The organism is Streptomyces echinatus (assembly GCF_014203595.1).
In the GTDB taxonomy this organism is placed as follows: Bacteria; Actinomycetota; Actinomycetes; order Streptomycetales; family Streptomycetaceae; genus Streptomyces; species Streptomyces echinatus.
In genome coordinates, this window is sequence record NZ_JACHJK010000034.1 from 1 (window position 1) to 26,124 (window position 26,124).

26 protein-coding genes and 2 pseudogenes are annotated in these 26,124 nt (G+C 69.8%); 11 read left to right on the forward strand and 17 right to left on the reverse strand.

The annotated features are described in order from the left end of the window. Nucleotides 1–190: 190 nt before the first annotated feature. The gene (locus FHS34_RS40960; RefSeq protein WP_184975766.1) at nt 191–676 is read right to left on the reverse strand and encodes a hypothetical protein; all 486 of its coding nucleotides are present in this window, start codon (nt 674–676) and stop codon (nt 191–193) included. 320 nt (nt 677–996) lie between these two features. Between FHS34_RS40960 and FHS34_RS40965 the strand changes: the two genes are divergently transcribed. Beyond that, entirely contained in the window at nt 997–1,734 is a 738-nt protein-coding gene (locus FHS34_RS40965; RefSeq protein ID WP_184975769.1) for a hypothetical protein, read from the forward strand. 54 nt (nt 1,735–1,788) lie between these two features. On the opposite strand, the pseudogene FHS34_RS40970 reads toward FHS34_RS40965, so the two are convergent. The 3 genes and pseudogenes from FHS34_RS40970 to FHS34_RS40980 form a co-directional block, all read right to left on the reverse strand. Then, nucleotides 1,789–1,976, reverse strand: a pseudogene (locus tag FHS34_RS40970) (IS256 family transposase); the annotation flags it as partial. A gap of 343 nt (nt 1,977–2,319) precedes the next feature. Next, entirely contained in the window at nt 2,320–3,159 is an 840-nt protein-coding gene (locus FHS34_RS40975; protein ID WP_184975772.1) for an NmrA family NAD(P)-binding protein, read from the reverse strand. Further along, nucleotides 3,156–3,581 (reverse strand): nuclear transport factor 2 family protein, encoded by a 426-nt coding sequence (locus FHS34_RS40980; protein WP_184975775.1) that lies wholly within the window; start codon nt 3,579–3,581, stop codon nt 3,156–3,158. The genes FHS34_RS40975 and FHS34_RS40980 overlap by 4 nt, the downstream gene beginning before the upstream one ends. Nucleotides 3,582–3,667: 86 nt before the next feature. On the opposite strand from FHS34_RS40980, the gene FHS34_RS40985 reads away from it, so the two are divergent. Next, a complete protein-coding gene (locus tag FHS34_RS40985; protein WP_184975778.1) occupies nt 3,668–4,252 on the forward strand; it encodes a TetR/AcrR family transcriptional regulator in 585 nt (194 codons plus the stop codon). A 160-nt stretch (nt 4,253–4,412) separates the two neighbouring features. Here the strand turns inward: FHS34_RS40985 and FHS34_RS40990 are convergent, their stop codons facing one another. Further along, nucleotides 4,413–5,264 carry a helix-turn-helix transcriptional regulator gene (locus FHS34_RS40990; RefSeq protein WP_184975780.1) on the reverse strand — a complete coding sequence of 284 codons (852 nt, stop codon included), beginning with the start codon at nt 5,262–5,264 and terminating at the stop codon, nt 4,413–4,415. 149 nt (nt 5,265–5,413) lie between these two features. On the opposite strand from FHS34_RS40990, the gene FHS34_RS40995 reads away from it, so the two are divergent. Next, nucleotides 5,414–6,307, forward strand: coding sequence for an NAD-dependent epimerase/dehydratase family protein (locus tag FHS34_RS40995; protein WP_184975783.1), 894 nt, complete (start codon nt 5,414–5,416; stop codon nt 6,305–6,307). 252 nt (nt 6,308–6,559) lie between these two features. Here FHS34_RS40995 and FHS34_RS41000 read toward each other — a convergent pair whose 3' ends face one another. After that, nucleotides 6,560–8,059, reverse strand: a complete 1,500-nt coding sequence (locus FHS34_RS41000; RefSeq protein ID WP_184975785.1) for a carboxylesterase/lipase family protein — start codon at nt 8,057–8,059, stop codon at nt 6,560–6,562. Nucleotides 8,060–8,100: 41 nt separating this feature from the next. Beyond that, on the reverse strand, nt 8,101–8,547 hold the full coding sequence (locus FHS34_RS43660) for a TetR-type transcription factor C-terminal domain-containing protein (RefSeq protein WP_308288347.1): 447 nt from the start codon (nt 8,545–8,547) through the stop codon (nt 8,101–8,103). A 201-nt stretch (nt 8,548–8,748) separates the two neighbouring features. Between FHS34_RS43660 and FHS34_RS41010 the strand changes: the two genes are divergently transcribed. Then, on the forward strand, nt 8,749–9,033 hold the full coding sequence (locus FHS34_RS41010) for a hypothetical protein (RefSeq protein WP_184975791.1): 285 nt from the start codon (nt 8,749–8,751) through the stop codon (nt 9,031–9,033). Between the two features lie 151 nt (nt 9,034–9,184). Here the strand turns inward: FHS34_RS41010 and FHS34_RS41015 are convergent, their stop codons facing one another. Then, nucleotides 9,185–10,468 carry a hypothetical protein gene (locus FHS34_RS41015; protein WP_184975794.1) on the reverse strand — a complete coding sequence of 428 codons (1,284 nt, stop codon included), beginning with the start codon at nt 10,466–10,468 and terminating at the stop codon, nt 9,185–9,187. Nucleotides 10,469–10,765: 297 nt separating this feature from the next. Here FHS34_RS41015 and FHS34_RS41020 point away from each other — a divergent pair, with 297 nt between their 5' ends. Beyond that, nucleotides 10,766–11,527, forward strand: a complete 762-nt coding sequence (locus tag FHS34_RS41020) for a maleylpyruvate isomerase family mycothiol-dependent enzyme (RefSeq protein ID WP_184975796.1) — start codon at nt 10,766–10,768, stop codon at nt 11,525–11,527. Between the two features lie 353 nt (nt 11,528–11,880). Here FHS34_RS41020 and FHS34_RS41025 read toward each other — a convergent pair whose 3' ends face one another. Then, nucleotides 11,881–12,402: a hypothetical protein gene (locus FHS34_RS41025; protein ID WP_184975798.1), complete on the reverse strand. Its 522-nt coding sequence runs from the start codon at nt 12,400–12,402 to the stop codon at nt 11,881–11,883. Nucleotides 12,403–12,842: 440 nt separating this feature from the next. Further along, entirely contained in the window at nt 12,843–14,330 is a 1,488-nt protein-coding gene (locus tag FHS34_RS41030) for a hypothetical protein (protein ID WP_184975800.1), read from the reverse strand. Nucleotides 14,331–14,617: 287 nt separating this feature from the next. Between FHS34_RS41030 and FHS34_RS41035 the strand changes: the two genes are divergently transcribed. Next, the gene (locus FHS34_RS41035; protein ID WP_184975803.1) at nt 14,618–14,890 is read left to right on the forward strand and encodes a DUF4190 domain-containing protein; all 273 of its coding nucleotides are present in this window, start codon (nt 14,618–14,620) and stop codon (nt 14,888–14,890) included. A gap of 35 nt (nt 14,891–14,925) precedes the next feature. Here FHS34_RS41035 and FHS34_RS41040 read toward each other — a convergent pair whose 3' ends face one another. The 4 genes from FHS34_RS41040 to FHS34_RS41055 form a co-directional block, all read right to left on the reverse strand. Then, a complete protein-coding gene (locus FHS34_RS41040; RefSeq protein WP_225817971.1) occupies nt 14,926–15,540 on the reverse strand; it encodes a DUF3995 domain-containing protein in 615 nt (204 codons plus the stop codon). A gap of 123 nt (nt 15,541–15,663) precedes the next feature. After that, nucleotides 15,664–16,227: a hypothetical protein gene (locus tag FHS34_RS43245; RefSeq protein ID WP_225817974.1), complete on the reverse strand. Its 564-nt coding sequence runs from the start codon at nt 16,225–16,227 to the stop codon at nt 15,664–15,666. A 45-nt stretch (nt 16,228–16,272) separates the two neighbouring features. Further along, a complete protein-coding gene (locus FHS34_RS41050) occupies nt 16,273–17,196 on the reverse strand; it encodes an NADP-dependent oxidoreductase (protein WP_184975806.1) in 924 nt (307 codons plus the stop codon). A gap of 74 nt (nt 17,197–17,270) precedes the next feature. Continuing rightward, complete coding sequence (locus tag FHS34_RS41055; RefSeq protein WP_221510106.1) at nt 17,271–17,465, reverse strand: hypothetical protein; 195 nt, start codon at nt 17,463–17,465, stop codon at nt 17,271–17,273. 462 nt (nt 17,466–17,927) lie between these two features. Here FHS34_RS41055 and FHS34_RS41060 point away from each other — a divergent pair, with 462 nt between their 5' ends. The 4 genes and pseudogenes from FHS34_RS41060 to FHS34_RS41075 all read left to right on the forward strand — a co-directional run bounded on the left by FHS34_RS41060 (nt 17,928) and on the right by FHS34_RS41075 (nt 21,612). Continuing rightward, on the forward strand, nt 17,928–18,323 hold the full coding sequence (locus FHS34_RS41060; protein WP_184975809.1) for a gas vesicle structural protein GvpA: 396 nt from the start codon (nt 17,928–17,930) through the stop codon (nt 18,321–18,323). A gap of 184 nt (nt 18,324–18,507) precedes the next feature. Next, a complete protein-coding gene (locus FHS34_RS41065) occupies nt 18,508–19,860 on the forward strand; it encodes an FAD-dependent oxidoreductase (RefSeq protein ID WP_184975812.1) in 1,353 nt (450 codons plus the stop codon). Nucleotides 19,861–19,940: 80 nt separating this feature from the next. Beyond that, nucleotides 19,941–20,132 (forward strand): annotated as a pseudogene (locus FHS34_RS44325) (DUF3556 domain-containing protein); the annotation flags it as partial. A 70-nt stretch (nt 20,133–20,202) separates the two neighbouring features. Next, nucleotides 20,203–21,612 carry a phytoene desaturase family protein gene (locus tag FHS34_RS41075; protein WP_184975815.1) on the forward strand — a complete coding sequence of 470 codons (1,410 nt, stop codon included), beginning with the start codon at nt 20,203–20,205 and terminating at the stop codon, nt 21,610–21,612. A gap of 176 nt (nt 21,613–21,788) precedes the next feature. Here the strand turns inward: FHS34_RS41075 and FHS34_RS41080 are convergent, their stop codons facing one another. From FHS34_RS41080 to FHS34_RS41090, 3 genes are read right to left on the reverse strand one after another with little or no spacing between them, the layout of a single operon-like run. Further along, nucleotides 21,789–22,991 carry a cytochrome P450 gene (locus FHS34_RS41080; protein ID WP_184975818.1) on the reverse strand — a complete coding sequence of 401 codons (1,203 nt, stop codon included), beginning with the start codon at nt 22,989–22,991 and terminating at the stop codon, nt 21,789–21,791. Between the two features lie 39 nt (nt 22,992–23,030). Next, nucleotides 23,031–24,425: an NAD(P)/FAD-dependent oxidoreductase gene (locus FHS34_RS41085; RefSeq protein WP_184975821.1), complete on the reverse strand. Its 1,395-nt coding sequence runs from the start codon at nt 24,423–24,425 to the stop codon at nt 23,031–23,033. After that, nucleotides 24,415–24,642, reverse strand: coding sequence for a ferredoxin (locus FHS34_RS41090; protein WP_053659297.1), 228 nt, complete (start codon nt 24,640–24,642; stop codon nt 24,415–24,417). Before FHS34_RS41090 ends, FHS34_RS41085 begins: the two co-directional genes overlap by 11 nt. A gap of 246 nt (nt 24,643–24,888) precedes the next feature. Here FHS34_RS41090 and FHS34_RS41095 point away from each other — a divergent pair, with 246 nt between their 5' ends. Then, nucleotides 24,889–26,067, forward strand: coding sequence for a PP2C family protein-serine/threonine phosphatase (locus FHS34_RS41095; protein WP_184975824.1), 1,179 nt, complete (start codon nt 24,889–24,891; stop codon nt 26,065–26,067). Nucleotides 26,068–26,124 lie beyond the last annotated feature (57 nt).

Below are 26,124 nucleotides of genomic sequence, written 5' to 3' on the forward strand. Positions count from 1 at the left end.
ATTTCAGAATGAGCCGGTGAGTCGGTGCTGGTGCGGGTGGCCGGCAATTGCGCTTGGCGGCGGCCGAGTTCTGCGGGTGTCGGTGCCTGCCCATCCGCAACTGAGATACGAGCGCCCACCACCCGTGCCCGTTCCAACTCACCTGCTCCAAGGTCTACTTGCGACCGGCTCCGAACCCTGTTCTGAATGATCAGTAAGGGGCGGTGGAAGAGAGCCAGTCCTCATTGTTTCGATGGCTGTCCAGTCCCACGGCCTCGAACTCGTCCTCGCCCAGGGTTCTCCTCGCGCCGAGCCGCCGAAGAGCCTGCGAGATCGGGCTGACTGGACGCGAGAAGCGCTTCCTCGTCGGCTCATCCAGCGGCCCCAATGCCAGTGTCCCATCCACCCAGACGGCGGCTCGCTGCTCGCCGACGCCCCCGAAGTACTCGGCTTCGACATAGGCGACCGGCCCTGCGGCGGACCACCGCGCGAGCAGCTCCTCGAAGCCTCCCGGCAGCCGCCAGAACCCTAGAGCCCCCTTGGGGCTGCCGTCCGTGACCGAGTCAAAGAGCTCATCTGTGATCGGCAGCAGGGACAGGCCTTGGCGAAGCGGCGCCACTTGCGCTTCGGGTACGCCCCGTGCCCAGCCACGGAGCAGCTCGTCGCCTGCGATCACTGCATGCAGTTCGTAACCCATCCCAAGGCCCTCTTCCACTGATCGGGGACCTCATCTTGCCTGCCCCGCCCCAGGCGACCCGCATACCTCCCAACCTCGAAGCCCACACTCCGCCGACGCGCTGTGGTTCCCTGCTCTCCGTCGACCCGGCGAAACTCAAGCGGGTCCCGACACCCGGTCGGGGGACGGCCCTGATCGGGATCGTGTGTGATGCCACTCAGAAGACCTGAGTTGTCGCCTTCAGTTCTGATCTGAGTCCCCCGTCGCTCAGGCATCGTTGCAACGCATCGCGGTGGCGGTCCGCCTGGCCAGTGTGAGCTGAGATGCGCTACAAACGGCCCATGAGGTTGATCACGAAGCTGTTTGACGCGCACGAGTGGCCCGACGAGCAGCTGGAAGAGCTGTTCAGCGAGGGATTCCCCGAGTTCATCACCGCTGACCGGCTGGCCAAGCAGTACATCGGCCGGGTCCGGGAGTGGTTCACCGAACTCAACCTCATGCTGGTCGACGAGCGCGGCGTGCCGGTCGCCGCCGGCTGGGGGATACCGATCCGCTGGGACGGGAAAGTGGAGACGCTGCCCTCCGGCTACACGGACGCCGCCATTCGCGCCGTTGAGCACCGCGAACAGGGCATCGAGCCGGACACCCTGGTGATCTGCGGCGCCGTGGTCACGCCCTCCCTCAAGGGCCGCGGCCTGGCCGGGGAGACGCTCTCTGCGCTGCGGCGACTCGCCGTTGAGCAGTGTTGGCCGCGGGTGATCGCCCCAGTCCGCCCAACCTTGAAGTCGCAGTACCCGCTGGCTCCTATCGAGTCGTTCATGGGATGGACCCGCCCGGACGGCACCTCGCTCGACCCGTGGATCCGCACCCACCAACGTCTCGGCGCGCGCATCATCGCCGCCGCCCCAGCCTCGCAGACGATGACCGGCACGGTCTCCGAGTGGGAGAAGTGGACGGGTATGGCCTTCCCGGAAACGGGCGACTACGTCATCCCACAGGGTCTCAGCCTGCTCCATGTCGACAAGGCCAGCGATCACGGCATCTACGTGGAGCCCAACGTGTGGATGCAGCACATGTGACGGACAGTCGCGTGTGGCCGGTTCGTGGTTGGCCGATGTCGATCTGTTGAGTGGTCAGGTGGCGGTCCGTTTGGGGCGTTCGATCCGGTGGCCATTCTCGAAGAAAGCGCCGGCGGAGACCAAGGGCACCAGGTGGGCGCCGGTGATCGCGCGCCATCGCGCCTGAGCGGATTCGACCAGCTCGAACACCATGCGAGCGCGGCCGCCGGGCTGCCCGCGCCTCGGGTGACCGTCGGACGGATCGAAGAAGCGACGGTCCCCAACAAGATCACTGACTCGCCGGCGTGCAGCCGACGCAGGGCGGCGAGGTCGGACCTGGAGGAAGACAAGGTGCCCGAGTTCGCCTCCCTGGCTTGGGGCGAGGCGGGCCGACCGGGCCGAGCCGGACGCTGGCGATAGACCCGCGGGCGATCGAGATGCGAGGCAGCCTGCGCAGGGCCGCCTCTCATAGCTTGAGGCAGATCAGCAGGCGTCGCACGCCGCACCCCGTCCAGGACGGCGCCGCCCTTCCCTCCCGGACGGCGAGGCCGAGAGTGCGCTGGGGCTCGTATCAGAATTGCTGATCGTCCTCGAACATCAGCTGCTTCATCGCATCTCCCTTTCAAGGACGGCGCGGAAGGCCCGCGCAGGACTACCGGTGAGGCGCTGCACGGTGTCGGTGACGCGGTCCTCCGCCCCTTCGGCGATGGCACGGTCCAGGCCGGCCAGCATCGCTGCGAAATCCACCGGCATCAGCGTCGCAAGCTGATCTCGCATCTGCTCGAAGGACAGACGGTGGTGGATCACCCGCCGGCCGGTGACGTCGGTGACGATGGTGGCGATGTCGTCGTAGCTGAGCGCCTCGGGGCCGGTGAGGATCAGGTCTGTGTTGGGGGCTTGCTCGTCGGTCAGAGTGCGGACGGCGACGGCCGCGATGTCCTCTGCGTCGACGAAGCCGACCCTCCCGCTTCCGGCCGCCGTCGAGATGATGCCGTCTTCACGGATGCTCACGGCGTGGCTGTGCGCGCTGGTGAAGTTCTGCATGAACCACGAGGGGCGTAGTACCGCCCACTCTTCGAACAGCTCGGGCAGAGCCTGGTGCACCGTTCCGACCGCCGGGCCGCCCTCGGGGATGGCCGAGGAGCTCAGCAGCACCGCGCGGCGCACGCCGGTGGCGCGGGCCTGGCGGAGGAACGGCAGCATGATCGCCGCGGGGTCGGAGTCGCCCAGGGGCGGAATGAGGTAGACGCGGTCGACCTCGTCGAGGGCGGCGGCGTGGGTGGCGCTGTCGTACCAGTCGAAGGGAACCGGCTCGGCGCCGGGAACCAGGGCGGCCCGTCGGCTGGCCGCTCTGACGCGGTGGCCGGCGGCTGTCAGCTGAGCGGCGGTGCGGCTGCCGGTGGTGCCGGTGGCACCGATGACCAAGGTGGTACCGGTCGTGGTCATCGGCTGCTCCCTGTGAAGTCGATGCCGGGCTCCGTGACGGCGAGGGGGTTCCAGTAGTCGCGGTAGGAGGTGAGGTGCCCGTCCTGAACGGTCACCACGGCGATGTAGGTCATGTCGAAGGGAGAGCCCGTCGCCACCAGGCGGCCGACACCGCGCATCTCGACCACGACGGTCTCGGGATCGGTGGTCTGGTGGATCCGCAGGGCAGGGAAGTCGTGCAGCTCGATGTGGTCCGGGTAGTGACGCATGTAGGCGGCGATGGCCTCCTTGCCCTCCAGGCGCTCGGGCCAGCCCTCGGGGGCGAAGGGAAACTCCATGAGGCCGTCCTCGGCCCACAGGGCGACCCAGCCGGGGATGTCCCGGTCGAGGAGCAGCCGCAGGCTGTGGCGGTACAGATCCGCCGGGGAGGTCGGTGCGGACATGGGTATCCTCCAGCTCGATAGAATGCGGACCGTGGGTCCGCTTTCACGATACGGACCGCTGGTCCGCTTTGCAATGGAGGAGCCACATGCCCGAGCGCAAGTCCCGTAAGGACGCCCTACGCAACCGGGAGGCCGTCCTCGCGGCCGCCGACGCCCTCTTCGTCAGCTGCGAGAGCCCCGAGGACGTCACCATGGCCGACATCGCCGCAGCGGCAGGCGTCGGCAAGGGCACGCTCTTTCGGGCCTTCGGCGATCGCGCCGGGCTCCTCCGCGCGCTGTACGAGACACGGCTCGAACCGATCAGGGAGGCCGTCGAAGCCGGCCCCCCGCCGCTGGGGCCCGCCACTCCCCCGTACCAGCGCGTACCCGCCCTGCTCGACGCCGTCCTGTGCTTCAAACTCGACAACCGGCGTCTCGCGCTGGCCCTGGAGGAAAGCGGGAGCAGCAGCCCGTACCAGGCGGAGCACTACGAGCGGTGGCACCGTCTCCTCCAAAGCGTGCTGGAGCAGATCCCCGGTCTGACCGACAGCGCTTTCACCGCCCACGCCCTGCTCGCCGCCACCCGGGCCGACCTCGTCGAGCACCTGGCCGGACAAGAGCACGTGCCGCGCGAAAGGATGCGGGCGCAACTCGCTGACTTCGTCACCGGAGTCCTGCCTTCTGCTCCGTGAGAGGAGGTCAGCGACGAACCCGGAGCGCGTGACAGGTCGAGTCGCCCATCGCTCGCGGCCCAGAGTTCCGTCGCCGTGCCGACACCGCTGCGAGATCCCTCTCCCCCGACCAGTCCTTCGAGACAGCGTCGACCGTGGTCCAGGGCGCACCCGTCCGGGCTCAGACGGGTGCGTCCATCCGCTGGGTGTCCATGACCTTGAGGAGTTGCAGGTTCTGGTGGGCACTGGAACCTGGTTCGGCCGTGAAGATCACCACCTGCTGGTCGCGGTCCGGAACGGTGAGGACATCGAAGTCCAGCTCGATCGGACCGACTTGAGGGTGTAGGAAGACCTGCCGGACATGGTGGTCGATACGGAGCTCCTGGGAGTTCCACAGCCGAGCGAAGTCCGCGCTGGTGGCGGTGAGTTCGGCGATGAGCGAGCGCAGCTCGGCGCTGTCCGGGTAATGGGTGGCGGCGACCCTCAGATAGCTGACAGCGGTGGTCATCAGGCGCTGACGATCAGTGATCCTGTAGGTGGTCGGGTCCTGATCGTGGGGGCGGAAGATACGGCGCAGGATATTGCGGTCCGCTGTCCGCAGGGCCGAGAAATCCTCGAACAGGGCGGCGGCGAGCGGGTTCCACGCAAGCACCTGGCAGGTGTTGTCCACCACCAGCGCGGGGGTGTCGGCGAGGCGCTTCAGAAGCGCTGCGGTGGCGGGGGCGACCTCGCGCGAAGGCAGCCGGTCACGGTTGTGCTCCACCTCGCCGGCCAGCGAGAAGAGGTGCGCACGCTCCTGATCGGACAGGCGCAGTGCACGCGCGATGCCCTGCAGGACCTGGCGTGAGGGGTGGCGCCCGCGGGCCTGCTCCAGACGGCTGTAGTGGTCCGTTGATATATGTGCGAGCTGGGCGACCTCCTCCCGCCGCAGCCCTGGAGTGCGGCGCCGCGCTCCCCGCGGCAGGCCCACGTCCTCCGGCCGGATCTGTTCTCTCCTGCTGCGCAGGAAAGCCGCCATCGCGTGCTTGTCCATGACCCCACGCTACGGCCCTGCCGCGGCATGGGCCGCACCCAGCCACGGACCGATGGTCCCTGGATAAGCCCGAGCCGCGCACCGAGGCTGAGCAGGGGTGGCCGTCACAACGGCGGCCGCCGCCAACGACGACGACGAAGGACATCACGATGCGGATCTTTCTGACCGGTGCAAGCGGCTATCTCGGCGGGGTGCTCACCGAGCACCTGATCGCGTCCGGCCACCAGGTGAGCGCCCTCGCCCGGTCGCTGGCGGCGCGGGACCGGGTTTCCGCGTCGGGTGCGCAGGCGGTGCCGGGGAGTCTCGCGGACACGGAGACGCTGTACCTGGCTGCCGCGCAAGCGGACGCCGTCGTTCACGCGGCGGTGGATTTCAGCAATCCCGCCATGCACGAGGTGGAGCAGCCCGCGCTGGCGGCCATGCTTTCCGGCTTGAAGCCAGGTCGTCCCTTCGTCTACACCAGCACCGGTCTCGTCTACCCCGGTGGGGATGGCCTGGCAGTCGATGAGAACACCCCCGTCGAGCCCGGGAGTTCGGCCCAGCCGTACAAGGTGCTGGGCGAGCGGCAGGTGCTGGCCGCCGACGGACCGGCGGTGACGGTGATCAGGGCCGCGTTGATCTACGGACGCGGCGGCACCGCACTGCTTCAGGGGCTGATCACGAACGCACGGGAGAGGAAGGTGACCGCCTACATCGGTGACGGCGGCAACGAGTGGGGCTCGGTCCACGTCGACGACCTGGCCAGGCTGTATGTCGCCGCGCTGTCCCACGGCGAGCCGGGTCTTGTCGTCAACGCCGCGTCCCGGAGCCGTACCTCCATGCGGGAGATCGCCGAGGCGGTGGCTCACATCACCCAGGCCCGCGCCCTGCGGATCACACTCGAGCAGGCTCAGCAGATGATGGGGCCCCTCGCCGACGTTCTCGCCCGCTCCTCCCTGATAGATCCCTCCCGCGCCGAGCGGGTACTCGGCTGGAGGCCGGTCGAGCCGAGCCTTGCGGACGAACTGCGCACCGGATCCTACGCATCCACCACACCGGGCTGACAGCGCAGCCAGTCTCCTTGCTCGTCCTTCCCCATGCAGAGGTGATCACCGAATCACCGGGAACTTCGTCGCGATGCGACGGGAGCGGGGGGTGCCGGGCCCGGGACGCCGTCACAACTCATCCGGGTTGCGACGCGGCGTAGCACTGCGGCGGGCTGATCGTTGTTGCACGGTCAGCCCGGTGGTGCTGCTCGCCGGCACATACACGATCTCCGTCCGCCGTGGCACTCGGCTTCGAACGGCCCGGGCACGTCAGCGCAGGCCGTCCCACAGGGCTCGTAGGTGCTCGCGAGGAGCGTGGGCAAGAGTAGGCATGGAGCCGAAGTTCCGTACGGTGCGGTCATGTTCGCCGTAAGCCGGCCAGCCGGGATCGCCAGTCGTGGCGAAGGCCACCCACGCGGCGTGCATGCTGTCCGCGAGGTGCTGCGGAGGCGTGTCGCCGAGGAGGGGGGTGAAGCCCGGGTCGGCCAGGTTGTCAAAGACGAAGGGGACGTCGACGGCATGGCACGCCCCGAGTTCTCCACCGAGGGGCAGGGGCGGCCACGCGAACTCGTAGACGAAGGCGCGGGCACCCTGGCGGGCTTGGGCCTCGGCCAGGCGCAGGGCGGGCAGGCGGTAGAACCAGTCGGTGGCGATCTCGGCGAGCAGCTCGCCCGGGGTCGCACCGGGGAACGCCGCGCGATAGGTGAGCATCCCCTGCGGCGACAGACCGTACGCCGCTGCCCCGCGTTCCAGGAGTTCGTCGGTCACCAGCGGGGCCAGCCCGGTGGGCACGGTGAACAGCCGGAACTCGTCCCGGGTGCAGCCCACCAGCACATCGACGTCCGCGGCCGTACCGTCCGCGACCGCCTCGGCGGGTGCCCTCGGCAGGGTGGCGCGGTCGACCACCGGTTCGAAAGGCATCAGATTGAGGGCCGCCTCACCCCACAGGGCCGGGTCGGGGCGCGCGGACATGTCCGAGCGCAACTGCTGCTGGGCGGCCAGCAGCAGCTCTTGTGGCACGGCGGCGAGGTCCGGTCGCGTGGGCGGCACCCCGAGCAGGGCGGCCAGCCGGGTCCCGATCAGGGCGGCGGAGTCGGTGGACAAGGCGTGATGGGCCGCTCCGCTCTGCAGCGCGGCGCGATGGAAGAGGCCCTTGGCCGCGGGCATGGCGAGGAGTGCGCCGATGCTCATGGCCCCGGCCGACTGGCCGAAGACGGTGACGCGGCCCGGGTCGCCGCCGAAAGAGGCGATGTTGTCGCGCACCCATTCCAGGCCGGCGATCTGGTCGAGCAGGCCGAGGTTGGCAGGGGCGGTGTCCTCGGGGCCGAGATGCAGGAACCCTTCGGCTCCCAGGCGGTAGTTCAGGGTCACCAGTACGACGCCGTCGCGGGCGAAGGCGGAGCCGTCGTAGCCGGACAGGGAACCCGATCCGTTGCTGAAGGCGCCGCCGTGGACCCAGACCATGACGGGCAGCGAAGCGCTCCCGGACGGATCCGGGGTCCAGACGTTGAGGTTGAGGAACTCTTCGCCCGGGATATCGACCTCGGGGATGAGGCGGTCCATCGGCGGGGCGTACGGGGCCTTCGGCGCCGTGGGGCCGTAGGCACCGGCGTCGCGTATCCCGTCCCATGCGTCCGGCGGGCGAGGCGGGGCGAAGCGGAGGGAGTCGGTCGGGGCGGCGGCGTAGGGGATGTTCTTGAAGCAGGTGGTGCCGTGCGGGCCGGTGATGCCGCGGACGGCACCCTGGCGGGTGACGAGGACCGGTCGCATGGTTGCTCCTGGGTGTGGAGGGGCGGACGGGGGGCGGGTGGTCAGCTACCGGCATCGACCATACGCAGGGCGAACTGCACGTACTGTTGGGCGACTTGCTCGCGCGTGCGGTCCAGGCCGGGGCCGAACCACTGGGCGACCTGCACACCGAGACCACCGATCGCGGTCACCGTCAGAAGCACATCCTCGATGGCGAACTCTTCCTGACGCAAGCCCAGTTCCAGGACGTCAGCGAGTATCCGGCGGCACCGCTCCCGCAGCGCGTCCCTTGGAGGGGTAATGCGCTTACAAGCTGGCGGAGTTGATGTCCAAGATGTCCGCGATCTGGCGGATCGAGACACCGGCGAAGCCGGACTCGGCGAACGGCCAGGCTCATCGCGATGCACATGACGGTGAACCAGCCGGGGATTTCCAGTCCAGTGGTGTCGAATCCCACCGGGATACCGAGTCCCATCGTGATCCGCCAAATCCCGGATGGGCAACTCCACTCCCCCGCTCGAGGGACAGAGACATTCACTTCGGCCGAACAGGATTCAACGTGGGTGTGTCCAACGGGCTATGGGCCTGGTGTGGGGCGGCAGGGGATCCGGTGAACCGGGAGTCGGGGCGTCCGTTTGTGCAACCGGTCTCTGGGGTGCCGCGTCCCCCGAGTGCCGGGACTCGGGGCGGAGTGGAAGGGGCGGTCGACGGTGAGCGATACGGCGGGTGTGGTGGTGTGCGGTGCGGTTGCCCTGCTGCTGCTCGGATTCGGGGTGCGGGAGTCGGTCGTGGTGTGGCAGCTGAAGCGCGCCGGTATTCGCGCACGGGGAGTCGTGGTCGACAACACGACGGATGACTGGTCCGACGGCCACGACTTGGTGCCGGTCATCGCCTTCGTCGACCAGCAGGGACACCGCGTGCAGTTCTCGCCCCACGTGATGCTGGGCGGAACGGCCTTCGCCGGGGCCGGCGTACTGCTCGCGCTGACGAACTGATCAGGGCGGTGCGCATCAGGGCCGGCTGTGCCGAGTCATGCACGCGCCCGACGACCTCAGCCTGTGAACGCAGGGCGCCGATCGGGGACTTGCTCGTATGTCGCGAGTTGCTCGTATTGCGAGTCCCGGGGCGGATGTTGGACGGCTCAGGTCAGTTGGCTTCCCCCAAGTGGCGCAGCGCTTGGCGGAAGTCATCGAGGGCCGGCCCGAACTCGCCAGCGGCGGTGTGGAAGGTCGACCGGTCGATCAGGGCCCTGGCCAGTGTGCGCGTTCCGTCTGCCGGGGCGTGCTGGAACAGCCGGCGGGCCAGGTCTACTCCGTCGTCGAACAGGGAGCGCACTCGCTCCGGGAACAAGTGGGTGCGGTTTTCCCAGTAGACGGCCGAGCGGACGGTGAGGATCCGGTGCAGCCGGACCAGTTCGGCCAGATGCCGGCCCGGGTCTTCGGCGGCTCGCGCAGCAACGAGGTCCACCTCTTCGCGAAGGGCGTGACGGCTGCCGAAGTAGCGCTGTCTGGCGTCGGGCGACCACTGCATGAGCGTTGCCCCCGAAGGGGGGCGCGGGCCATCGGAGGCAGGCCGGTCGTTTTCGGCACCGGCGAAAGACAGCAGCACCGCCCAGAACGTCGATTGATAGCCGCTCCAGGTCTTGCGCTCACCCGTCTCGGCCAACTCTGTCAGCAGGACAAGTGCCTCTTGCCGCACCAGGGCCGCCCGCTCGTCCAGGCCGTTGGTGTCGAGCATCCATGCGTAACCGATGAGGGAGTAGAGATGGCAGGCCATGGAGCCGCGGTCGTTCGCGGCCTCGGCCGCTTCCATGCTGACGAGTGTCTCGAACGCGGCGAGTGCTTCCTCGGACCGGCCGGCGTCGTGGAGAGCGGCGATCCACTCCATGAGTGACCAGGCGAGGCTCCCGCTTCCGTGCCCCTTGGGCAGCAGCGATGTGACCAACTCGGTCATGGCATCGGCAGCCTCGGCATACCGGCCTTCCTCAGAAAGTCCGGCTGCCCACTGACGCAGCCCTCTGACCACGGGGTCTTTGGTCAGTTCGGCCTGTGCACGGCCGATGGCGAGCATCTCGGCGCGCATCGCGAGTCCTTCGGCGCGTCTGCCCACGGTGTACAGCTCTTGCTGGCAGGAGTTGAGGGCCTCGAACAGAACATCCGCACGGTTGGGTTCGGCCGGATCGATGGACCGCGCCACGTCCACCGCCTCCTCACACAGTGCGAGACAGGCCGGATGCCTTTCGCCGGCGCCGCTGTCGTAGCTCAGACGTTGCAGGGCCCTGGCCAAGAGAGGCAGGTACGAGGCGGGGCTGACTTGAGCGAGCACCCGGTAGGCGTCCACCTCCTGGCGCGTCGTGCGGTGTCCCGACCCGAGCAGCACATTCCGCGCCCACACGATGTCGTCCTGATCGACTCTCCCCGGCTGATTCATGACGGAGATTCTGCGTGCCCCCGAGAGGGCCGAACAAGGCTGATCAGCTGTGCCGTTCCTCCTACGAAAACACGCTCTGACCTGCCATGATGGATATGGCATCACTTCCCCGGAGCTGTCCTGCGCCGAGGGCCGCCGCCCGGCCATGGCACCTGCGCTTCTTTGACATCGAGGAATTCCCTCTGCCGGTCGTCGTACGCGGAAGAGCGCCAGCCCTGGAGAGCCGTGCGGAACTCCGCATCGGGCGATGACCGAAATAGGGTGCGGTCGGCGGAGCTGCGCTGATAGGTAAGCGATGTGACAGAGAGTCTTGAGTATTCCGCGCTGCTGCAACTGATCGGCGAGCGGTCGGCCGCGTTCCGGAGTGCGGTTGCCGCCGCGCCCAGCCTCGACGTGCCGGTGCCGTCCTGCCCCGAGTGGACGTTGTTCGATCTGGTGCAGCACCTGGGTGCGGGCCAGCGCTGGTGGGCCGCGATCGTCGCCGCGGGCCCGGCCGAGGCTCCACCGGCCAAGGACGCCGCGGGGGCGCCGCGCGAACTCGAGGCGCTGCTGGCCTGGTACGCCGAGTCGAACGAGCTGCTGCTGAGTGCGCTGCGCGAGGCCGGCCCCGAGCGCGAGTGCTGGACGTGGTGGGCCGCCGGCGTGTCGCCGGCGAATGCCTGGGGCGTTGCCCGGCGCCGGGTGCATGAAGTGCTGGTGCACACCTACGACGCCCAGCTCGCCGCAGGCGCCGTGCAGCCGATGCCGGCGGACCTCGCGATCGACGGCGTGGCCGAGTTTCTCGACACCTGCAACTCCACCCCGGCGGCCTGGCCGCACGAGGCCGCTACCATCCACTACCACGCCACCGAGGGTCGCTCCTGGCTCCTCACGCTGGACGGCACCGGCGCCTGGCCCGCACCCCTCACTGACGACGCCGCGCCCGCCTCCGCTTCGGCCACGGGCACGGCCGAGCAGCTGCTCCTCTTCGTCTGGGGCCGCCTCACGCTGAGCGATCTGAAGATCGGAGGCGACCAGCGGGTGTTCGAGCAGCTGATCGCCTGGGAGCCCGAGGAGTAGCCAGTCGAGACCGCCAGCAAGGGGCTATGGCTACGACCAGGCTTTCGGGTGGGTGCTGTGAGGCCGTGTGTCGGAAGTTCCGTGGCGGAAGTGCGCGTCGAGTACGGGGCCGTGGGGCCGGGGCTATGACCTGTTCCGCCGGTGGCAGCGGGACGGCACCCGGCACCGGATCCTCCCCGCTCCACTCCCTGGCCGATGCGGAGGGTGCGATCGTGTGGGACCTGAGTGTCGATTTCACGGTCTGTCGCGCCCATCGATGCCGGACGTCGTCGCGCGCGATGACAGCTTCGCCGTCCGCTACGAGGCGACCGTACTCGTCGCTGCCATCCGCGAGTGGCTGTGACTCTTGGGCGTCACGCGGCGGGATCCACGTTCCATGCCGCGGGCAGATCGCTGCCGCAGAAGACGCAGACGAAGTCGTCTTCGCGGACGATGTTGTGCTCCTGGCAGTCCGGGCACCGCCGGAACACCACCTCGTGGGTGAAGCCGGAGGGCCGCCGGAGCTCTGCAGCGTCCAGAGCGCGGGCGACTTCCGGCCAGGAGGTGACGTCCGGGCAGTACCCGGTGGACTGGTTGCTGACCTCGCTCACGGTCCACCGGCCCGACTCGCGCATGAAGCTGATCTCGCCGGCACTCAGCACCACGTCTCCGCCGGCACAGGCCACGTGCTCGCTTCGCCGGGGCGCCAGTCGAAGCACACCGTCCATACCGACCACGAAGGTGAACGGTTCGGCCAACTCCGCCGCCGATTGCTCCATAACCCATGCACCGAAGTCGGCCGCCGAGCCGATCCGACGCCCGCCGGCACCAGGCCGGACCGCAGCCCGCAGCTCGACCGGTCCGGCATATCGATAACTCCGCCCCCGCTTACTCACATCAGCCAACCTAGAGCACTGCCGACACACCCTAGGACCAGCGTGATTCGCCTCCGGCTGCCGAAGTCCGTGTCGGAGTCCGTCTCGGCCTGATCCCCGCCCCGCACGCGCCCCGGCGGTTGACGTGTGCTCGGATGAGGCAGGCGCAACAGCAGCGGAGGCAGTAATGACGGGGGAGGTCCGTCGCATACGCGCAGGGAACTTCTGCGAGAAGATCCCCGAGCCGAAGCCGATGACGTCGTAGCCCTCCAGGCTGTGAGCCTCTTCCGACTCCACCACCGGCGCCCCCAACCGCAGCGGCGCGAGCATTCACCGAGCAGCTGCAGCGCATCGCCCGAAGCGGCCGCTGGCGTGGAGGCGGCTCGCGGGGAACGGCGATCAGCGGCGACGAGCCGTAGGTGGCGTCGGCGCCGCCGGACAAGGTCTCGGGACGACGACGGTCACCTTTCCCGTCGGACGCCGGGCGCCACGTACGCCTGCAGAACGCCGACGCGTTCCTTGGACCACTTGCGCGCATACGCGGGCGGACGGCCACCCCGTGGCACGAGGACGGCGAAGGCTTGCCGCTGAGCGGCGCGCTTCAGTTCGGCCGTCGTGGTGCTGGCGTCGTGGCCCGAGGTCTGGGCGGAGCCGCAGCCGGTGTAGAAAGCGATCGGTACGGCCTCATAGCCGCTGAGCAGGCAGGGTTGCCGAACGCCGAGTTTGTGAAGGGCCTCGGCGGTGCGGGACCAGTCGGACCGTGAAGCTCCGGAACCGTGCACGGTGCGCTGCAGGACGACGCCCTGCACGGCCAGGTGCCCCACCAGACCGATCGCCAGCAGACCGGCGCAGACGGTGCGCGCGATCCGACCGGCCGGTGCCGTGACCAGGTGGACGAGACCGTTCCCGACGGGAAGAACGAGCAGGGCGTAGGCGGGCAGCAGGAAGCGGGGGGCCGCATAGCCGATGAGGAAGAGATAGGGAACGGCGGCCGTGACGGCGCACGCCCCGGGGAGCAGTACCGGCAGCGCACGCCGGGCGCGAACGGCGGCCACCGCGCCGAGGGCGGCGAGCGGCGGCAGCGCGTACCACCACAGGGTCACGACAGGGCTGGGGAGCGATCCGGTGCAGGGCCGGCACAGCGTACGTCCGCCGAGACTGCGCAGCTGGTCGATGACGGCCAGGTGCCAGCCGAGGCCGCCCTGTATGCGGGAGGCGTCGGAGAGGCGCTGCGCGAGCCCGCCGTAGCTGACGTACGCTTCGATCACCCATTCACCGGCACCCGCCATCAGCCCGGCGGCCAGCACGAGCAGGAGACGTGGGCGTCGCAATCCGAGGGCCAGCAGGGGCAGCACCACGTAGACGGCGTCCATCGGGCGCATCCATGCCATCAGCGCCGCTCCCGCGAACACTCCCCACCACGCCGCCCGGTCCCGGCCGTTTTCGCGGGCGCGCAGGAAGCAGCCCACGCCGACCAGGGCGCCGATGGCGACCCAGTAGTTGGGCATGGCCTCAGGACCGTAGAACAGCGTCACCCACAGAGAGGCGAACAGGGCGCCCGACAGGGCCAGTACACCCGGCATGACGTGGGCGCGCCAGACGCGCAGGCCCAAGTAGAGGGCCACGCCGGACAGGACGGCGAGGTACACCCTGAGGAGGGTGGTCGAGTCGGACCATGAAGCGATCGGGGCGACGAGGAGTGAGATGCCGCGGGCTCGTGGCGCGCTGAAGAACGCGGCGGGGGTGTGGCCGCTGACCTGGCTGACGTAGACCGTCTCGTCCCAGCCGAGACCGATACCGGAGCTGGCGACGACGAGTTGGGCAGCGATGAAGACCAACGCGACCGCGGCGAGCCAGGGTTCCCCCAGCAGGCGCCGAGGCCGGGCGGCCTGTGCCGGTCCAGGGGTGAACAGGCCACCGGTCTTCGTGGCGTGCGAGCCGTAGACCATCTCGCCCCTTTCATCAACATCCGCTGCGGGAGTGAACTTCTGCTACAGATCCTAGAAGGGGCGGCCCACCCTACGGCTCGCAGGGTCAGAGCCGCGGTACCGGCGGGTTCGGCCGGCGCGCCCCTTGCCGGCCGGTACGAGGGGCGGCTGTGGAGGTGGGTGTCAACTTCTGTTCACGTTCAGGGACTTGCTCGCGCAGTGTGTAGGCATGACCCGGCCGTGACGGGCAACCAGAAAGGAACCGAACGAGAGAAAAGAAGCCAACCGCGACAGTTTGGGAGATACCGATGTCATTCTCCAGTAGGACAGGCACGCACGAGACGAGCCGGACGAGCGGACTGGCGATCGCGGGACTGGTCTGCGGCATCGTCGGCCTCTTCTTCCTGCCGATCATCCTGGGGCCGCTGGCGGTCGTATTCGGCGCTGTGGCGCTGCGTCAGACCGGGTCCCTGATGGCGAAGTGGGACATCGGCCTCGGGATCGTCGACATCGTTCTCATGGTCGTGATGTTCGTCGTCGCCGCCAACAACGGCGGCAGCCTCACCTGGCACATCGGCTGACACGTGCGCCGTGACCAGCAGTTGCGTGGCGGCTCTCAACCGATCCCGGTAGCCGTCGAGGCCACGGACAGCGCCAGGGCACCGAGCGCGCCCACAGCGCCGTAGAGCCGCAGCTCGCGCCGATCACCGCATTGACGGACGTACTGCGAGGTGGCGGCGGCGAAGGCCAGACCACCGAGGATGAACGACGGCCCCCACAGGTAGAGGTACCAGCCGGTCAGCGCGGCCAGGTCCGGCTCGACGGCCAGGGCCCCAGCCTTGACCAGCACACCGTGCACGACGAAGAGGCCGCCATGCCAGGTGAGCAGGGTCGCCGCGCCACCGCCGCAGAACACCATGGGTCGGCTGATCCTCAAACCCCGCAGCCGCGTCAGGCCGATGCCGAGCAGTGCCCCGAAGAGTTTCAGGAAGCCGGTTACCACCAGGACGGCCACGAACCACGGCACTCCGTCACGAGCGAGCGTCACCAACGACGGCGACACTGTCGACTGCGCGCCGACGGTCCTGCCCGTCGCCCAGACGAAACTGGGTATCGCGAACAGGACCCCCCAGGCCGCAGCCGTGTATCCGGGCCAGCCGCTCAGGTGGAGGCGGACTGCCCGGTGCGGGACGGGACGCACTGTGTCGTCCGGGGAACGCATGACCGACATGACTCGATCATGGTCCGGACCGCGTTGACCTGCGTCATCCGGACGGAGGATCCGCCTCCCCCACGAGAGCTATCTCTCGGGTGACCTGGATCAGTAGGGGGATGCCCGCGTTCCGGAGCACCGTCAGTGGCCACCCGAGGGCTGCTCGCAGCCGTCGTGGTCGGGATAGCCGCCAAACGCTTCCGCCTCTGTCGCGGTGGCGGACACGGCTCCCTCCACGCACACGGGGTAGTCGTCGGCCTCGATGAGGAACCCGACCCCGGAGCCGTCCTCATAGGTCCGCACGTTCGGGTAGCCCAGGCCCGCGATGGTGCGCGAGACGCTCTCGGGCGTGAAGTCACCCTTCTTCCGCAGCGGTTGGAGCGCGTTCTTCACCCGCCCGATGACGGCGAGGCCCTGGCAGCGGCGGTCACCGTGCAGTTTGAAGGGAACCATGAAGCCGTGGTTCTCGGCGTAGTGATCCGTGGGCGGCGTGGAACTCGTCGGGGTCGCCGACGGGACGGGCGAGGGGCTCTCGCCGGGGCAGAGGTGGTCCGCAGGGACGCTCGGCGTCGCCACGGCCCCCGACGGCACACCCCCCGTGGTCACGTCTCCGGCCCGCTGTGTACCGCAACCCGCCGCCAGTACGGCGAGCACCGCCACCGGCAGCATGCTCCGCCGCACCCGTCTCGCCCCGTTCATCGTCATGGCGCCGATCTTCGTCTCTGCCGGCGGTGGGCGTCATGAGTATCCCTACTCAGTGCCCGGCTGGATGATCGTCTTGCCGGGTACGGTGCGGCCTCCGCGGGTGAAGGCGGCGGGTGCGTCGGACAGTGGCCGTACATCCCCGACGACGGGCCTGAGCCGTCCGTCGCGGACACGCTGGACGAGGTCGGCGAGGCGGGCGCGGTCGGGTTCGACGACGAAGAAGACGGCCCGCCCGTCGACGGGCTGGACAGTGGGTGGCGTAGCGATGGTGACGAGGGTGCCGCCGGCGCGCACGAGGGCGGTCGAGCGTTCGAGGACGTCGCCGCCGAACACGTCGAGGACCAGGTCCACCTCGCCGGAGTCTTCGAGCCGATCGGTCTCCAGGTCCACGAAAGTGTCTGCACCGAGCCCGAGGGCCGTGTCCCTGTGGGAGGTCCGTCCGGTGCCGATCACCCGGGCTCCTGCCTCGCGCGCGAGCTGTACCGCGATCGAGCCGACACCGCCGGCGGCGCCGTGAATGAGCGCGGTCTGGCCCGTCATGAGGTGGCCGTGGGTGAACAGGCCCTGCCATGCGGTCAGTCCTGAGATCGGCAGTGCGGCCGCCACCGTGTGACTCACGTCCGCCGGAAGCGGAGCGAGGTTGCGGGCCTCCACCGCCGTGTATTCGGCCAGTGATCCGTTGCGGGTCCAGTCAGCCAGGCCGAACACCCGCTGTCCGACGGTGAGGCCGGTGGTGCCGTACCCCAGTTCGGTCACGACGCCCGACAGTTCGTGCCCAGGCACGGTCGGCGTGCGGTCGCGCCCGGCACGGTCGACCCACGTGCCCGGCCAGTCGAGTTCCCCCGGCGTGAAGCCCGCGGCACGCACCTGCACGATGACGTCGTTCTCAGCGGCATGGGGGTGGGGCAGGTCCGTCAGGGACAGCCCTCCCACGCCGGCGTCACGGCTCCGAACGGTGATGGCTTGCATGGTGGTCCCTCTCCAGGAGAAACAGGCGGGTGGCTTCCGGTGATGCGTGTCGTCATCCGGGACGGGTCTTCGAGTCAGCTCGGCCAGGGAGCGCCGATGACGCGCTCGACCGTGGTTGTTCGACGGAAGCCGGGTACAAAGTGCTCCAGCACATCTGAATTGACGGTTCCGTTCGCGGTCTCGGGGCGGTGCCTGAGCCCGTCGACGCATGCCTGCAGAGACTCGTTCTGGAAGTCGCCCCGCGGATGCGCGTCGGTGATCTGATCCACCTGGTCGCCTCGCACTGCACACGACCCCCGCGATCCCCGGGCGGATGGGCCCGGAGATCGCCATCACGCATCTCGGGGTTCTCGCCGACGTACTCGGCGTCGGCCTGGACGACCTGGATCGCTGGTCATTTTCCGCATCAGGCGGGTCGCTTCGGCGGCCGCGGCCGTGTCGGGAATCTCCACTCCCGAGATGATCTCGCTCATGCCCTCTGCGCCTTCCGATACCGGTGTGCCACGAAGGGACGGTGCGTCCTCCTTCCACACTGCCAACCGTTCGGCGCCGGTGCTGCCTCAGTCCGGCGGGGAGGCGGCCCGCTCCCGGCACTCTGCTGGTGGCCGCCGCAGTCCTCTACCCGCACACAGCTGGCCCCGGCGCCGGCCCACCGCGTCGACCTCGTACTGGTGTTTGATCGCGAGCCATCGGGGTCACCCGCACCTGAGAGACGACAAGGGGTGATCGTGATGACCGTGGCGACACAGCAGAGCGGCGGGGGCGGCTCCAGTGGCCTCTACGACGTTCTGGAGCTGATTCTCGACCGTGGACTGGTGATCGACGCGTTCGTGCGGGTCTCTCTCGTCGGTATCGAGATACTCAAGATCGACATACGAATCGTGGTCGCCAGCGTCGACACCTACCTCCGCTTCGCCGAGGCCTGCAACCGCCTCGACCTCGAAGCGGGACCACGCAAGCCGGCCGGGCTGACCGAGCTCACGGGCCGGATCACGGAGTCGGGCGCCCGCGGCAAGACCAAGGGAGCCCTGTCCGGCGCCGCCGAAACGATCGCGGATGCCTTCCAGCAGGCTCGTGAGGGCCGGGAAACCCAGGGCGACCGATCCACACGCGGCCGAGGGGAATGAGGCGACGCTCACCTCCGTCTACGGGATCCTCACACTCGCTTCTCCGCCAGGACACGGTCGCCAGACGAGTATGTTCGTTGCTCAGTGTGACCAGTTGATCGCTTTGCGGCATAGCCTGTGGTCGATCGGGGCAGGGAAGGGCCCGGAAGCAGCGGGAGTCGGCCCGCGGCGTGGAGGGAGTGACATGCCTGGGGGTACGAGGGGCGGGCGGGCGGTAGTGATCGGGGCGGGCGTGGCGGGGCTGGCGGCCGCGAGGGTCCTGGCCGACCACTTCGAGGCGGTCACCGTCCTTGAGCGGGACACGCTCGAGAGCGGGGCCGCGGTGCGGCCAGGGGTACCGCAGGGGCACCATGTCCACGGTCTGCTGGCCCTGGGGGCAGAAGTGCTGGAGGGCTGCTTCCCCGGGTTACGGGCGGAGCTGGAGCAGGCCGGTGCACCGGTGTGGGACTGGGGCGAGGGACTGTGTGCGGTGCTCCCCAAGGGCACACCGGCGCCGCTTCCGATGGGCATGCCGATTCAGACGTTCTCCCGGCCCCTGCTGGAGCGTGTCCTGCGCGGGCGGGTCACCGCACTGGGGTCCGTCACCCTGCGGGACGGGCTGGCGGTGACGGGCCTGCGCACGGCCGCGCCCGGCAAGGCCACGGGGGTGCTCGTCAAGGGGAGCGACGGCGAGGACGAGGTCGTCGCGGATCTCGTGGTGGACGCCTCGGGCCGCTCCTCCCACCTGCCGCAATGGCTGGCCGGCCTCGGCCTGCCCAGCCCCCGCATCACGACCGTCGACGCGCAGATCGGCTACGCCTCACGCACCTACACCTACCCCGCAGGGCAGCCCCGGCCCTCGTGGATGGGCTTGTTGGAACCCCTGCGCGCCCCCGACGTCCGCAAGGGCTGCTACGCCATCCGGATCGAGAACAACGCGCTCCACGTCACCCTGCACGGGGGCGGGGGAACGCAACTGCCCCGCGACGACGAGGCGTTCCTCGCATTCGCGAAAACCCTGCGCGGCCCGATCGCCGACACCATCGCCTGCCTCACCCCCACCTCCCCCGTAAGGCGCTACGCCCGCACACTCAACCGCAAGACCGCATACCACCGCCTTCCCCGCTGGCCGGAGGGCCTGATCGCCCTGGGCGACTCGGTCTGCACCTTCAACCCCGCCTACGGTCAGGGCATGACCGTCGCCGCGCTCGAGGCCCGCCTCCTGGAGCAGATGCTCCGCAGTCGCCGTGACGGCACTCCGTTCGACGGACACGGCTTCCAGAAGCGGCTGGCCCGCGTCACCGCCTTCTCGTGGCTGATGGCGACCGTCCCCGACCGCGCCTGGAAGCGGCCGGGGCCCGCCTTGCCGGTCAAGGCCGGCAACTGCTTCCTGGACCGGCTGATCGACACCGTCCCCTACGACCCACGGACCTACACCACCTTCTCCCAGCTCTTCCACATGACCGCGGGACCCCTGGCACTGGCCGACCCACGCCTGCTCTCCCGCGTACTCATCGGCCCCCGCCCCAGCCCGAACCGCCCGGCGGCCACGGCCTGAGTTCTCAGCCGCCGAGAGGCGGGCGTGACGGCGGTGGCACGGGCGGTGGTGGGGTAGAGCGCCGTGGTGAGGACCTGCTGATCGAGGCGATGCAGCGCCGCGTGCACTTCGCGACGCGCGGGCTCGTGGTCTTCCGGGTGGAATCCCAGCCCACCCACCGGCTTGTGCAGGAATACTTCGTGATGGACGCCGCCCTGGGCATCGTCGAGCGAGGCAGGTGGGAGGTGCGCGACCTCGTCGAGCGGCGGCCCTGGCTGCCCGACGGGCCCATCCCGCTCCAGGTCTCCTGGCGCCCCAGCACCACCCGGCCCACCGGGCCGCAGACGGGAAAGAGACGGTCACATGACCACCGCAGTCGTCGTCGGCAGCGGGCCCAACGGGCTCGCCGCCGCCCTCACCCTCGCCGCCGAGGGCGTACGCGTCCGGGTCGTCGAGGCCTCGGACGTCCTCGGCGGCGGCATCCGCTCCAGCGAGCTGACCCTGCCCGGACTCATTCACGACGAGTGTTCCGGCATACACCCCTTGGGGCCTGGTTCGGCCTTCGCCGAGCGGTTCGACCTGGCCGGAGCCGGACTCATCTGGCGCTGGGCACCGGCCGAGTTCTCCCATCCGCTCGACGGCGGCCGCGGCGCGGTCGCCGTCCGGTCCGTCGCCGCAACCGCCGCCGGGCTGGACGACGGTGGCCGCGGATGGCAGCGCACGTTCGGCCCGCTCGCCGAACGATTCGGCGCCATCAGCCAGGAGTTCCTGCAACCGGTGCTGCACGTCCCGCGCCATCCCCTGCACCTGGCCCGCTTCGGCGCCCACGCCGGCCTGCCCGGCACACTGCTCGCCCGCCTCCTCGGCTCCCCCGACGCCCAGGCGCTCTTCATCGGCGTGGCGGCCCACGCCTTCCGCCCCCTGAACACGCTCGCCTCCTCGGCCATCGGCGTCGCCCTGACCACGGCCGCTCACGCCTTCGGCTGGCCGGTCGCCGAGGGAGGCTCGGCCGCGATCCGGGACGCGGTCCTGGTCCGCGCGGCCGAGCACGGTGTGGAGTTCGAGACCGGCCGCCGCGTGACCTCACTGGACGAGCTGGGCAGCCCGGACCTGGTCATGCTCGACACGGCACCAGCGGCAGCCGCCCGGATCGCCGGCGACCGGATGCCGGCGAGGGTGCGACGCGCGTACACCCGCTACCGGCACGGGCCCGGCGCGTTCAAGGTCGACTACGCCGTCGAAGGCGGCATCCCGTGGACCCATGAGGCCTCACGCTCCGCCTGTACGGTCCACCTCGGCGGCACCGTGGCCGAGATCGCCGCCGCCGAGCGGGACGTGGTGGCCGGCCGGATGCCGGCCCGCCCCTTCGTCCTCGTCGGCCAGCAGTACCTCGCCGACAAGACCCGCTCGGCGGGCGGTGTGCACCCCGTCTACTCGTACGCACACGTCCCGGCCGGCTTCACCGGCGATGCCACCGAGGCGATCACCGCACAGATCGAGCGGTACGCCCCCGGCTTCCGGGAGCGGATCCGGGGCATGCATGTGCGGTCGACCAGCGACATGAGCCGCCACAACGAGAACTACGTCGCGGGTGACATCGTGTCCGGCGCCAACGACCCCTGGCAGCTGGTCTTCCGCCCGCGCGCCGCGCTCGACCCGTACGCCACCGGCATCCCCGGGGTCTATTTGTGCTCCGCCGCGACCCCGCCGGGAGCCGGCGCCCACGGCATGTGCGGCTACAACGCGGCCCGCCGGGCGCTTGCGCGCCTCTGACACCCTCTTCCGCCGGAGGAACACGGCGATCCGCAGGCGGACGGCCCGCGGCGCCGGCTGCCCGACGATCCCTCGGACAAGATCGCGGCGCAGCAGACGCGGCGCTTCGGCTGTGTCGTCCCCGTCGGCGGACCCTCCCGCATGGCTCGCGTGGTGGAGCGGCCGAGGGCGGCTGTTCAGGCAGTGAGGCCCTCGATCGCCACGGGAAGATGGCGGGGGCCGCGCAGTACCGCGTTGGCGCGGTAGGGCGGCGGGTCCTCCAGCAGCCGGGAGAACTTGACGCGGCGGAACAGTTCGGGCACGGCCAGATGAAGTTCGATACGGGCGAGCGGGGCGCCGAAGCAGTAGTGGATGCCGGTGTACATGCCCAAGTGCTCGTTGTCCTTGCGGTCGGGGTCGAACCGGTCGGGGTCCTCGAAGCGCTGCGGGTCGCGGTTGGCGGCGGCCAGCATGAGCCAGACCGGTGAGCCCTTGGGGATCGTGGTGCCGGCGACGTCGATGTCGGCCAGGGCGGTGGTCCACGGCACGAACTGGACCGGGGGCTCGTAGCGCAGCACTTCCTCGATGAGCGGGACGGCCAGGTCCGGGTCCTTCAGGAAGCGGTCGAGGATGTCTGGGTGGCGCAGCAGGGTGAGAGTCGTGTTGGTGATCGCGTTGACGGTGGTCTCGTGCCCGGCGACCAGGAGCAGCACCGCGGTGGCCTCCAGGTCCGCCGGCGTCATGTCGGGGGCGAGCGCGCTGAGGATCCCGGGGCCGGGGTGCCGGCGTTTGGTCTCGATGAGGTCGGACAGGTAGGCGCCGAGGTCCTGGCGCGCCTGCTGTCCCTTTTCCTTGCCCTCCTCGCCGACTTGGGGATCGAGTGACGACGCCAGGGCGTCGGCCCAGCCGTGGAAGTTCGGTTCGTCCTCGCGCGGCACGCCCAGGACCTTGCAGATCGCGGTGACGGGGAGCGGGTAGGCGAAGTCCTCGACGATGTCCACCTGGTCCTTGCCCTCGAAGGCATCGAGCAGTTCGGTGACGACCTGGGCCAGCTCTCCGCGCAGCCCGTCGAGGAATCTGGGGCTGTGCGGCGGGCCGAACGGCCGGGTGATGGTCTCGCGCAGCCGGTCGTGCACCGGTGGGTCGGTGAAGATGAAGCTCGGCGGCAGCCCTGTGTCGTCCGCGTCCGCCGTGCGGGCGTAGCCGGGTGGACGGTTACGGGTGTCGTTGCTCAGTCGCGGGTCGTTGGCCACGCTCCGCACCTCGTAGTAGGTGCTGACCACGTAGGTGCCGTCGTCCTGCCGCCTGACCGGTTGCTTGCGCAGCTCCGCGTAGAGCGGGTACGGATCGGCCCGGTTGGCGTAGTCGGTGATCTGCGTGATGAGGGTGCCGGTCGTCATGGTGTCTCCTGGGTGTGCCGGGCGGCGCGGGGCCGGTGATCAGGCGTGCGACGGAACGAACGCGACCCGCCGTTCGCTCGGTGAGTGGCCCGTCAGCGTGACCGTGGCCCCATGCGTGGGCAGATGGGGATCCGGGAAGGCCGGGTCGACCGGATGCAGCGTCTCGGTGCGGCGGTCGACCATGCGGTACTCCGGCGGGAAGGGCGCGCCGTCCGCGATCTGCTGCTCGTAGAACCCCATCCACTTGGCTCCGTCGAAGGACGCCGCGGCGATGACGCGGCCCCGGTAGCCGTACACCGCCACGAACTTGTCCTCGGCGAGCGACCCTTGGGCGACGACCAGCTGATCGCCCAGCGAGGGAACACCCACCGACTTGATGTTCACACCGAACTGGGAGGACCAGAACATCGGCAGCCACAGGTGCGGACGGCGGTCCGGACCCGCACAGATCATGTTGTGCGCGGCGATCTCGGCCTGTTCGACCGCGTTGCCCCAGTGCTCCAGCGCCAGGAACTGGTAGTCGAACAGCGGGTGGGGGCTGCGGGCGACGTCGCCCGCGGCGTAGATGTCGTCGGTGACGATGCCGTTGACGTCGAACACCCGGCATCCGGCGTCGCACGCCACCCCTCGGGGCCCCGCCGCGACCCCCGAGCCGGCGAGCCACTCCGTGTTCCGCATGGCACCCAGCGAGACGACCGCCACCTCCACGTCGATCGCCGAACCGTCGGACAGATGGGCGCGCCTGAGCCGTCCCACGTCGTCGCCCTCGAGGGCGGTGACGCTGACGCCGCAGCGCAGGTCGACCCCGTGCCGGCGCTGCAGCCGGTCCGCGACCGCGCCGATCACTCCGCCGAGTGCGCCCACCAGCGGTGCCGGGCCGCGTTCTGCGACCGTGACCTCGACACCCAGCTCCCGGCAGGCGGAGGCGACTTCGGAGCCCGTGAAACCGGCGCCGATCACCAGCACCCGGGACACTCCCGACGTCAGTTTCCGGCGCAGGCGTGCGGAGTCGTCCCGGGTACGCAGCACGAACACGCCGTCCAGCGCGGCCTCTTCCGGGTGGAACCAGGGCCGGGCCCGGGTCCCGGTAGTGATCAGCAGGCGGTCGTAGGGGACGGTGTCGCCGTTTGTCAGCCGTACCTGCTTGGCGTCCCTGTCGAGGCTCTCGGCGGCGACGCCCAGCCGCCATTCGGCGTCGATGTCGCGTCGCCGCGGCAGCGCGGTGTCCTCGGGCCGGGCCCGCCCGAGCAGTGCCTGCTTGGACAGCGGCGGACGGTCGTAGGGTTCGAACGGCTCGTCGCCGATCATGGTCAGCGAGCCGGTGAAGCCCTGCTCGCGCAAGGTCTCCGCGGCGCGCAGACCGGCCAGTGAGGCACCGACGACGACGATGCGGCCCTGGCGCCGCAGAAGCTGGACGTCCGTGTCAGCCGACATGGGGCTCTACCCGCTTCGTCGGCTCGTCGGAGTAGTCGACGAGGATGGCCTGGACCGGGCAGGCGGCGGCGGCCTTCTCCACGCGGTCCCGTTGTGCCTCGTCGAAGCGAGGGGAGAACAGCAGCGCTTCCTCTCCGTGGAGGGAGAAGACGTCGGGGGCGAGGAAGACGCACTGCGCGAATCCCTGGCACCGGTTGAGATCGACGACAAGCCTCATCGGGAACCCGCTCTCCGCGCAGGCGCAGGCGCGATCGCCCCGGCGGCTCATGGCCGCAAAACTCCGCAGCCCTTGCGCTTGATCCACAGGATGGGGTGGCATGCCTCCCCCTCAGGATCGCCCTCTCCGGAGGCGGCTTGCAAGGCGAGGGGTCCAGGGCGGGCCTCACCCGGCCGACCGGGTGTCCACCGCTGTCGGTTCCAGCCGACCAGCGCGCCGCGCGGCCGGAAGGTGCACATTGGACATATGCAGCCTGGCCAGCGGTTCACCGGCACATGGCAGCGGTGGCACGCCACCCGGGCCTTGGTGCTGCTCCCCATCGGGTTGATCGTCACGATCACCGTCGTGGACATCCAGACTCCGGAATCCGTCCACCTCGGTCCGCTGCTGGTCGTAGCCCCTGCCATCACTGTCGCGATCGGTGGGGTCTGGCTGACCGGACTGATCGGCGTAGTGGCGGTGGCGGCTCAAGTGGTCATCGCCGTTTTCCACGGCGGTCTGACCACGCCCAACCACATCTCCCAGATCATCGGACTCGCGATCCTCTCGACGTTGGCCGTGATCGTCTGCCTGGTGCGTGACCGGCGCAGGGCCGAGCTCGCCCAGGTGCGGTCCGTGTCCGAGGCCGCGCAACGGGCGCTGCTACGTCCGCTCCCCCGCCGGCTGGGCACCCTGCACCTGTCGTGCACGTACCTGGCCGCCGCCAAGGAAGCCCGTATCGGCGGTGACCTGTACGCCGTGGCCCGCACCGGCGACCTCACTCGCGTGCTCATCGGCGACGTCAGGGGGAAGGGACTGAACGCTGTGGGTGAGGCGGCCGCGCTGATGGGCGCGTTCCAGGAGGCCGCTCACCAGCACGCCACACTGCCGGCGCTCGCCGGCGCCCTGGACCGCAGTGCGTGCCGCTACTCCACCCAGTTCCTCGGGGTGGACGACGAGGCCGAGGAGCACTTCATCACCGCGCTGCTGCTGGAGATTCCCGACCACGGCTGTGTGGCGCGGTTGACGCACTGCGGGCACCCGCCGCCCCTGCTCATCAGCCGGGGGCAGGTGAGGAGTGTCCGGAGTCCCCCTGCGCCGCCCCTGGGCATGTGCGTGCTGACGCGGGACGTCCGCACCTCTCACACGTTCCCGTTCGGGGCCGGTGACACGCTGCTCATGTACACCGACGGTCTCGTGGAGGCCCGCGACAGCAGCGGCGCCTTCTACCCGCTCGAAGAGCGACTCGCTCTGTGGGTCAGGTGCCATCCCGACACTCTCGTCGAGTGCGTCCAGCGCGACCTCCTGGCCCATACCGGCGGGGCCCTCCGCGACGATGCCGCCATACTCGCCATACGGCGGACGGCAATGGCACACGCCGCATACCTCGGCAGCGAGCTGGTAGGCAGCGACGGCCGCCCGATGGCGGAACTGAAGCACCGTTGAAGCGCGGCCGGTGCAGCATGCCCGGCCCTGCTCTACGGTCGGGGCCACGGCAGGTCC

What these genes read in the sequence shown, in the direction of transcription:
- FHS34_RS41050 (WP_184975806.1), bottom strand. Translation starts at nt 17,196, where the DNA reads ATGCAAGCCATCACCGTTCGGAGCCGTGACGCCGGCGTGGGAGGGCTG.
- FHS34_RS41090 (WP_053659297.1), bottom strand. Translation starts at nt 24,642, where the DNA reads ATGAGGCTTGTCGTCGATCTCAACCGGTGCCAGGGATTCGCGCAGTGC.
- FHS34_RS41035 (WP_184975803.1), top strand. Translation starts at nt 14,618, where the DNA reads ATGTCATTCTCCAGTAGGACAGGCACGCACGAGACGAGCCGGACGAGC.
- FHS34_RS41085 (WP_184975821.1), bottom strand. Translation starts at nt 24,425, where the DNA reads ATGTCGGCTGACACGGACGTCCAGCTTCTGCGGCGCCAGGGCCGCATC.
- FHS34_RS41075 (WP_184975815.1), top strand. Translation starts at nt 20,203, where the DNA reads ATGACCACCGCAGTCGTCGTCGGCAGCGGGCCCAACGGGCTCGCCGCC.
- FHS34_RS40960 (WP_184975766.1), bottom strand. Translation starts at nt 676, where the DNA reads ATGGGTTACGAACTGCATGCAGTGATCGCAGGCGACGAGCTGCTCCGT.
- FHS34_RS43245 (WP_225817974.1), bottom strand. Translation starts at nt 16,227, where the DNA reads ATGACGATGAACGGGGCGAGACGGGTGCGGCGGAGCATGCTGCCGGTG.
- FHS34_RS40985 (WP_184975778.1), top strand. Translation starts at nt 3,668, where the DNA reads ATGCCCGAGCGCAAGTCCCGTAAGGACGCCCTACGCAACCGGGAGGCC.
- FHS34_RS40980 (WP_184975775.1), bottom strand. Translation starts at nt 3,581, where the DNA reads ATGTCCGCACCGACCTCCCCGGCGGATCTGTACCGCCACAGCCTGCGG.
- FHS34_RS40990 (WP_184975780.1), bottom strand. Translation starts at nt 5,264, where the DNA reads ATGGACAAGCACGCGATGGCGGCTTTCCTGCGCAGCAGGAGAGAACAG.
- FHS34_RS41065 (WP_184975812.1), top strand. Translation starts at nt 18,508, where the DNA reads ATGCCTGGGGGTACGAGGGGCGGGCGGGCGGTAGTGATCGGGGCGGGC.
- FHS34_RS41060 (WP_184975809.1), top strand. Translation starts at nt 17,928, where the DNA reads ATGACCGTGGCGACACAGCAGAGCGGCGGGGGCGGCTCCAGTGGCCTC.
- FHS34_RS41040 (WP_225817971.1), bottom strand. Translation starts at nt 15,540, where the DNA reads ATGTCGGTCATGCGTTCCCCGGACGACACAGTGCGTCCCGTCCCGCAC.
- FHS34_RS41000 (WP_184975785.1), bottom strand. Translation starts at nt 8,059, where the DNA reads ATGCGACCGGTCCTCGTCACCCGCCAGGGTGCCGTCCGCGGCATCACC.
- FHS34_RS40995 (WP_184975783.1), top strand. Translation starts at nt 5,414, where the DNA reads ATGCGGATCTTTCTGACCGGTGCAAGCGGCTATCTCGGCGGGGTGCTC.
- FHS34_RS40965 (WP_184975769.1), top strand. Translation starts at nt 997, where the DNA reads ATGAGGTTGATCACGAAGCTGTTTGACGCGCACGAGTGGCCCGACGAG.
- FHS34_RS41095 (WP_184975824.1), top strand. Translation starts at nt 24,889, where the DNA reads ATGCAGCCTGGCCAGCGGTTCACCGGCACATGGCAGCGGTGGCACGCC.
- FHS34_RS41030 (WP_184975800.1), bottom strand. Translation starts at nt 14,330, where the DNA reads ATGGTCTACGGCTCGCACGCCACGAAGACCGGTGGCCTGTTCACCCCT.
- FHS34_RS41080 (WP_184975818.1), bottom strand. Translation starts at nt 22,991, where the DNA reads ATGACGACCGGCACCCTCATCACGCAGATCACCGACTACGCCAACCGG.
- FHS34_RS41015 (WP_184975794.1), bottom strand. Translation starts at nt 10,468, where the DNA reads ATGAATCAGCCGGGGAGAGTCGATCAGGACGACATCGTGTGGGCGCGG.
- FHS34_RS40975 (WP_184975772.1), bottom strand. Translation starts at nt 3,159, where the DNA reads ATGACCACGACCGGTACCACCTTGGTCATCGGTGCCACCGGCACCACC.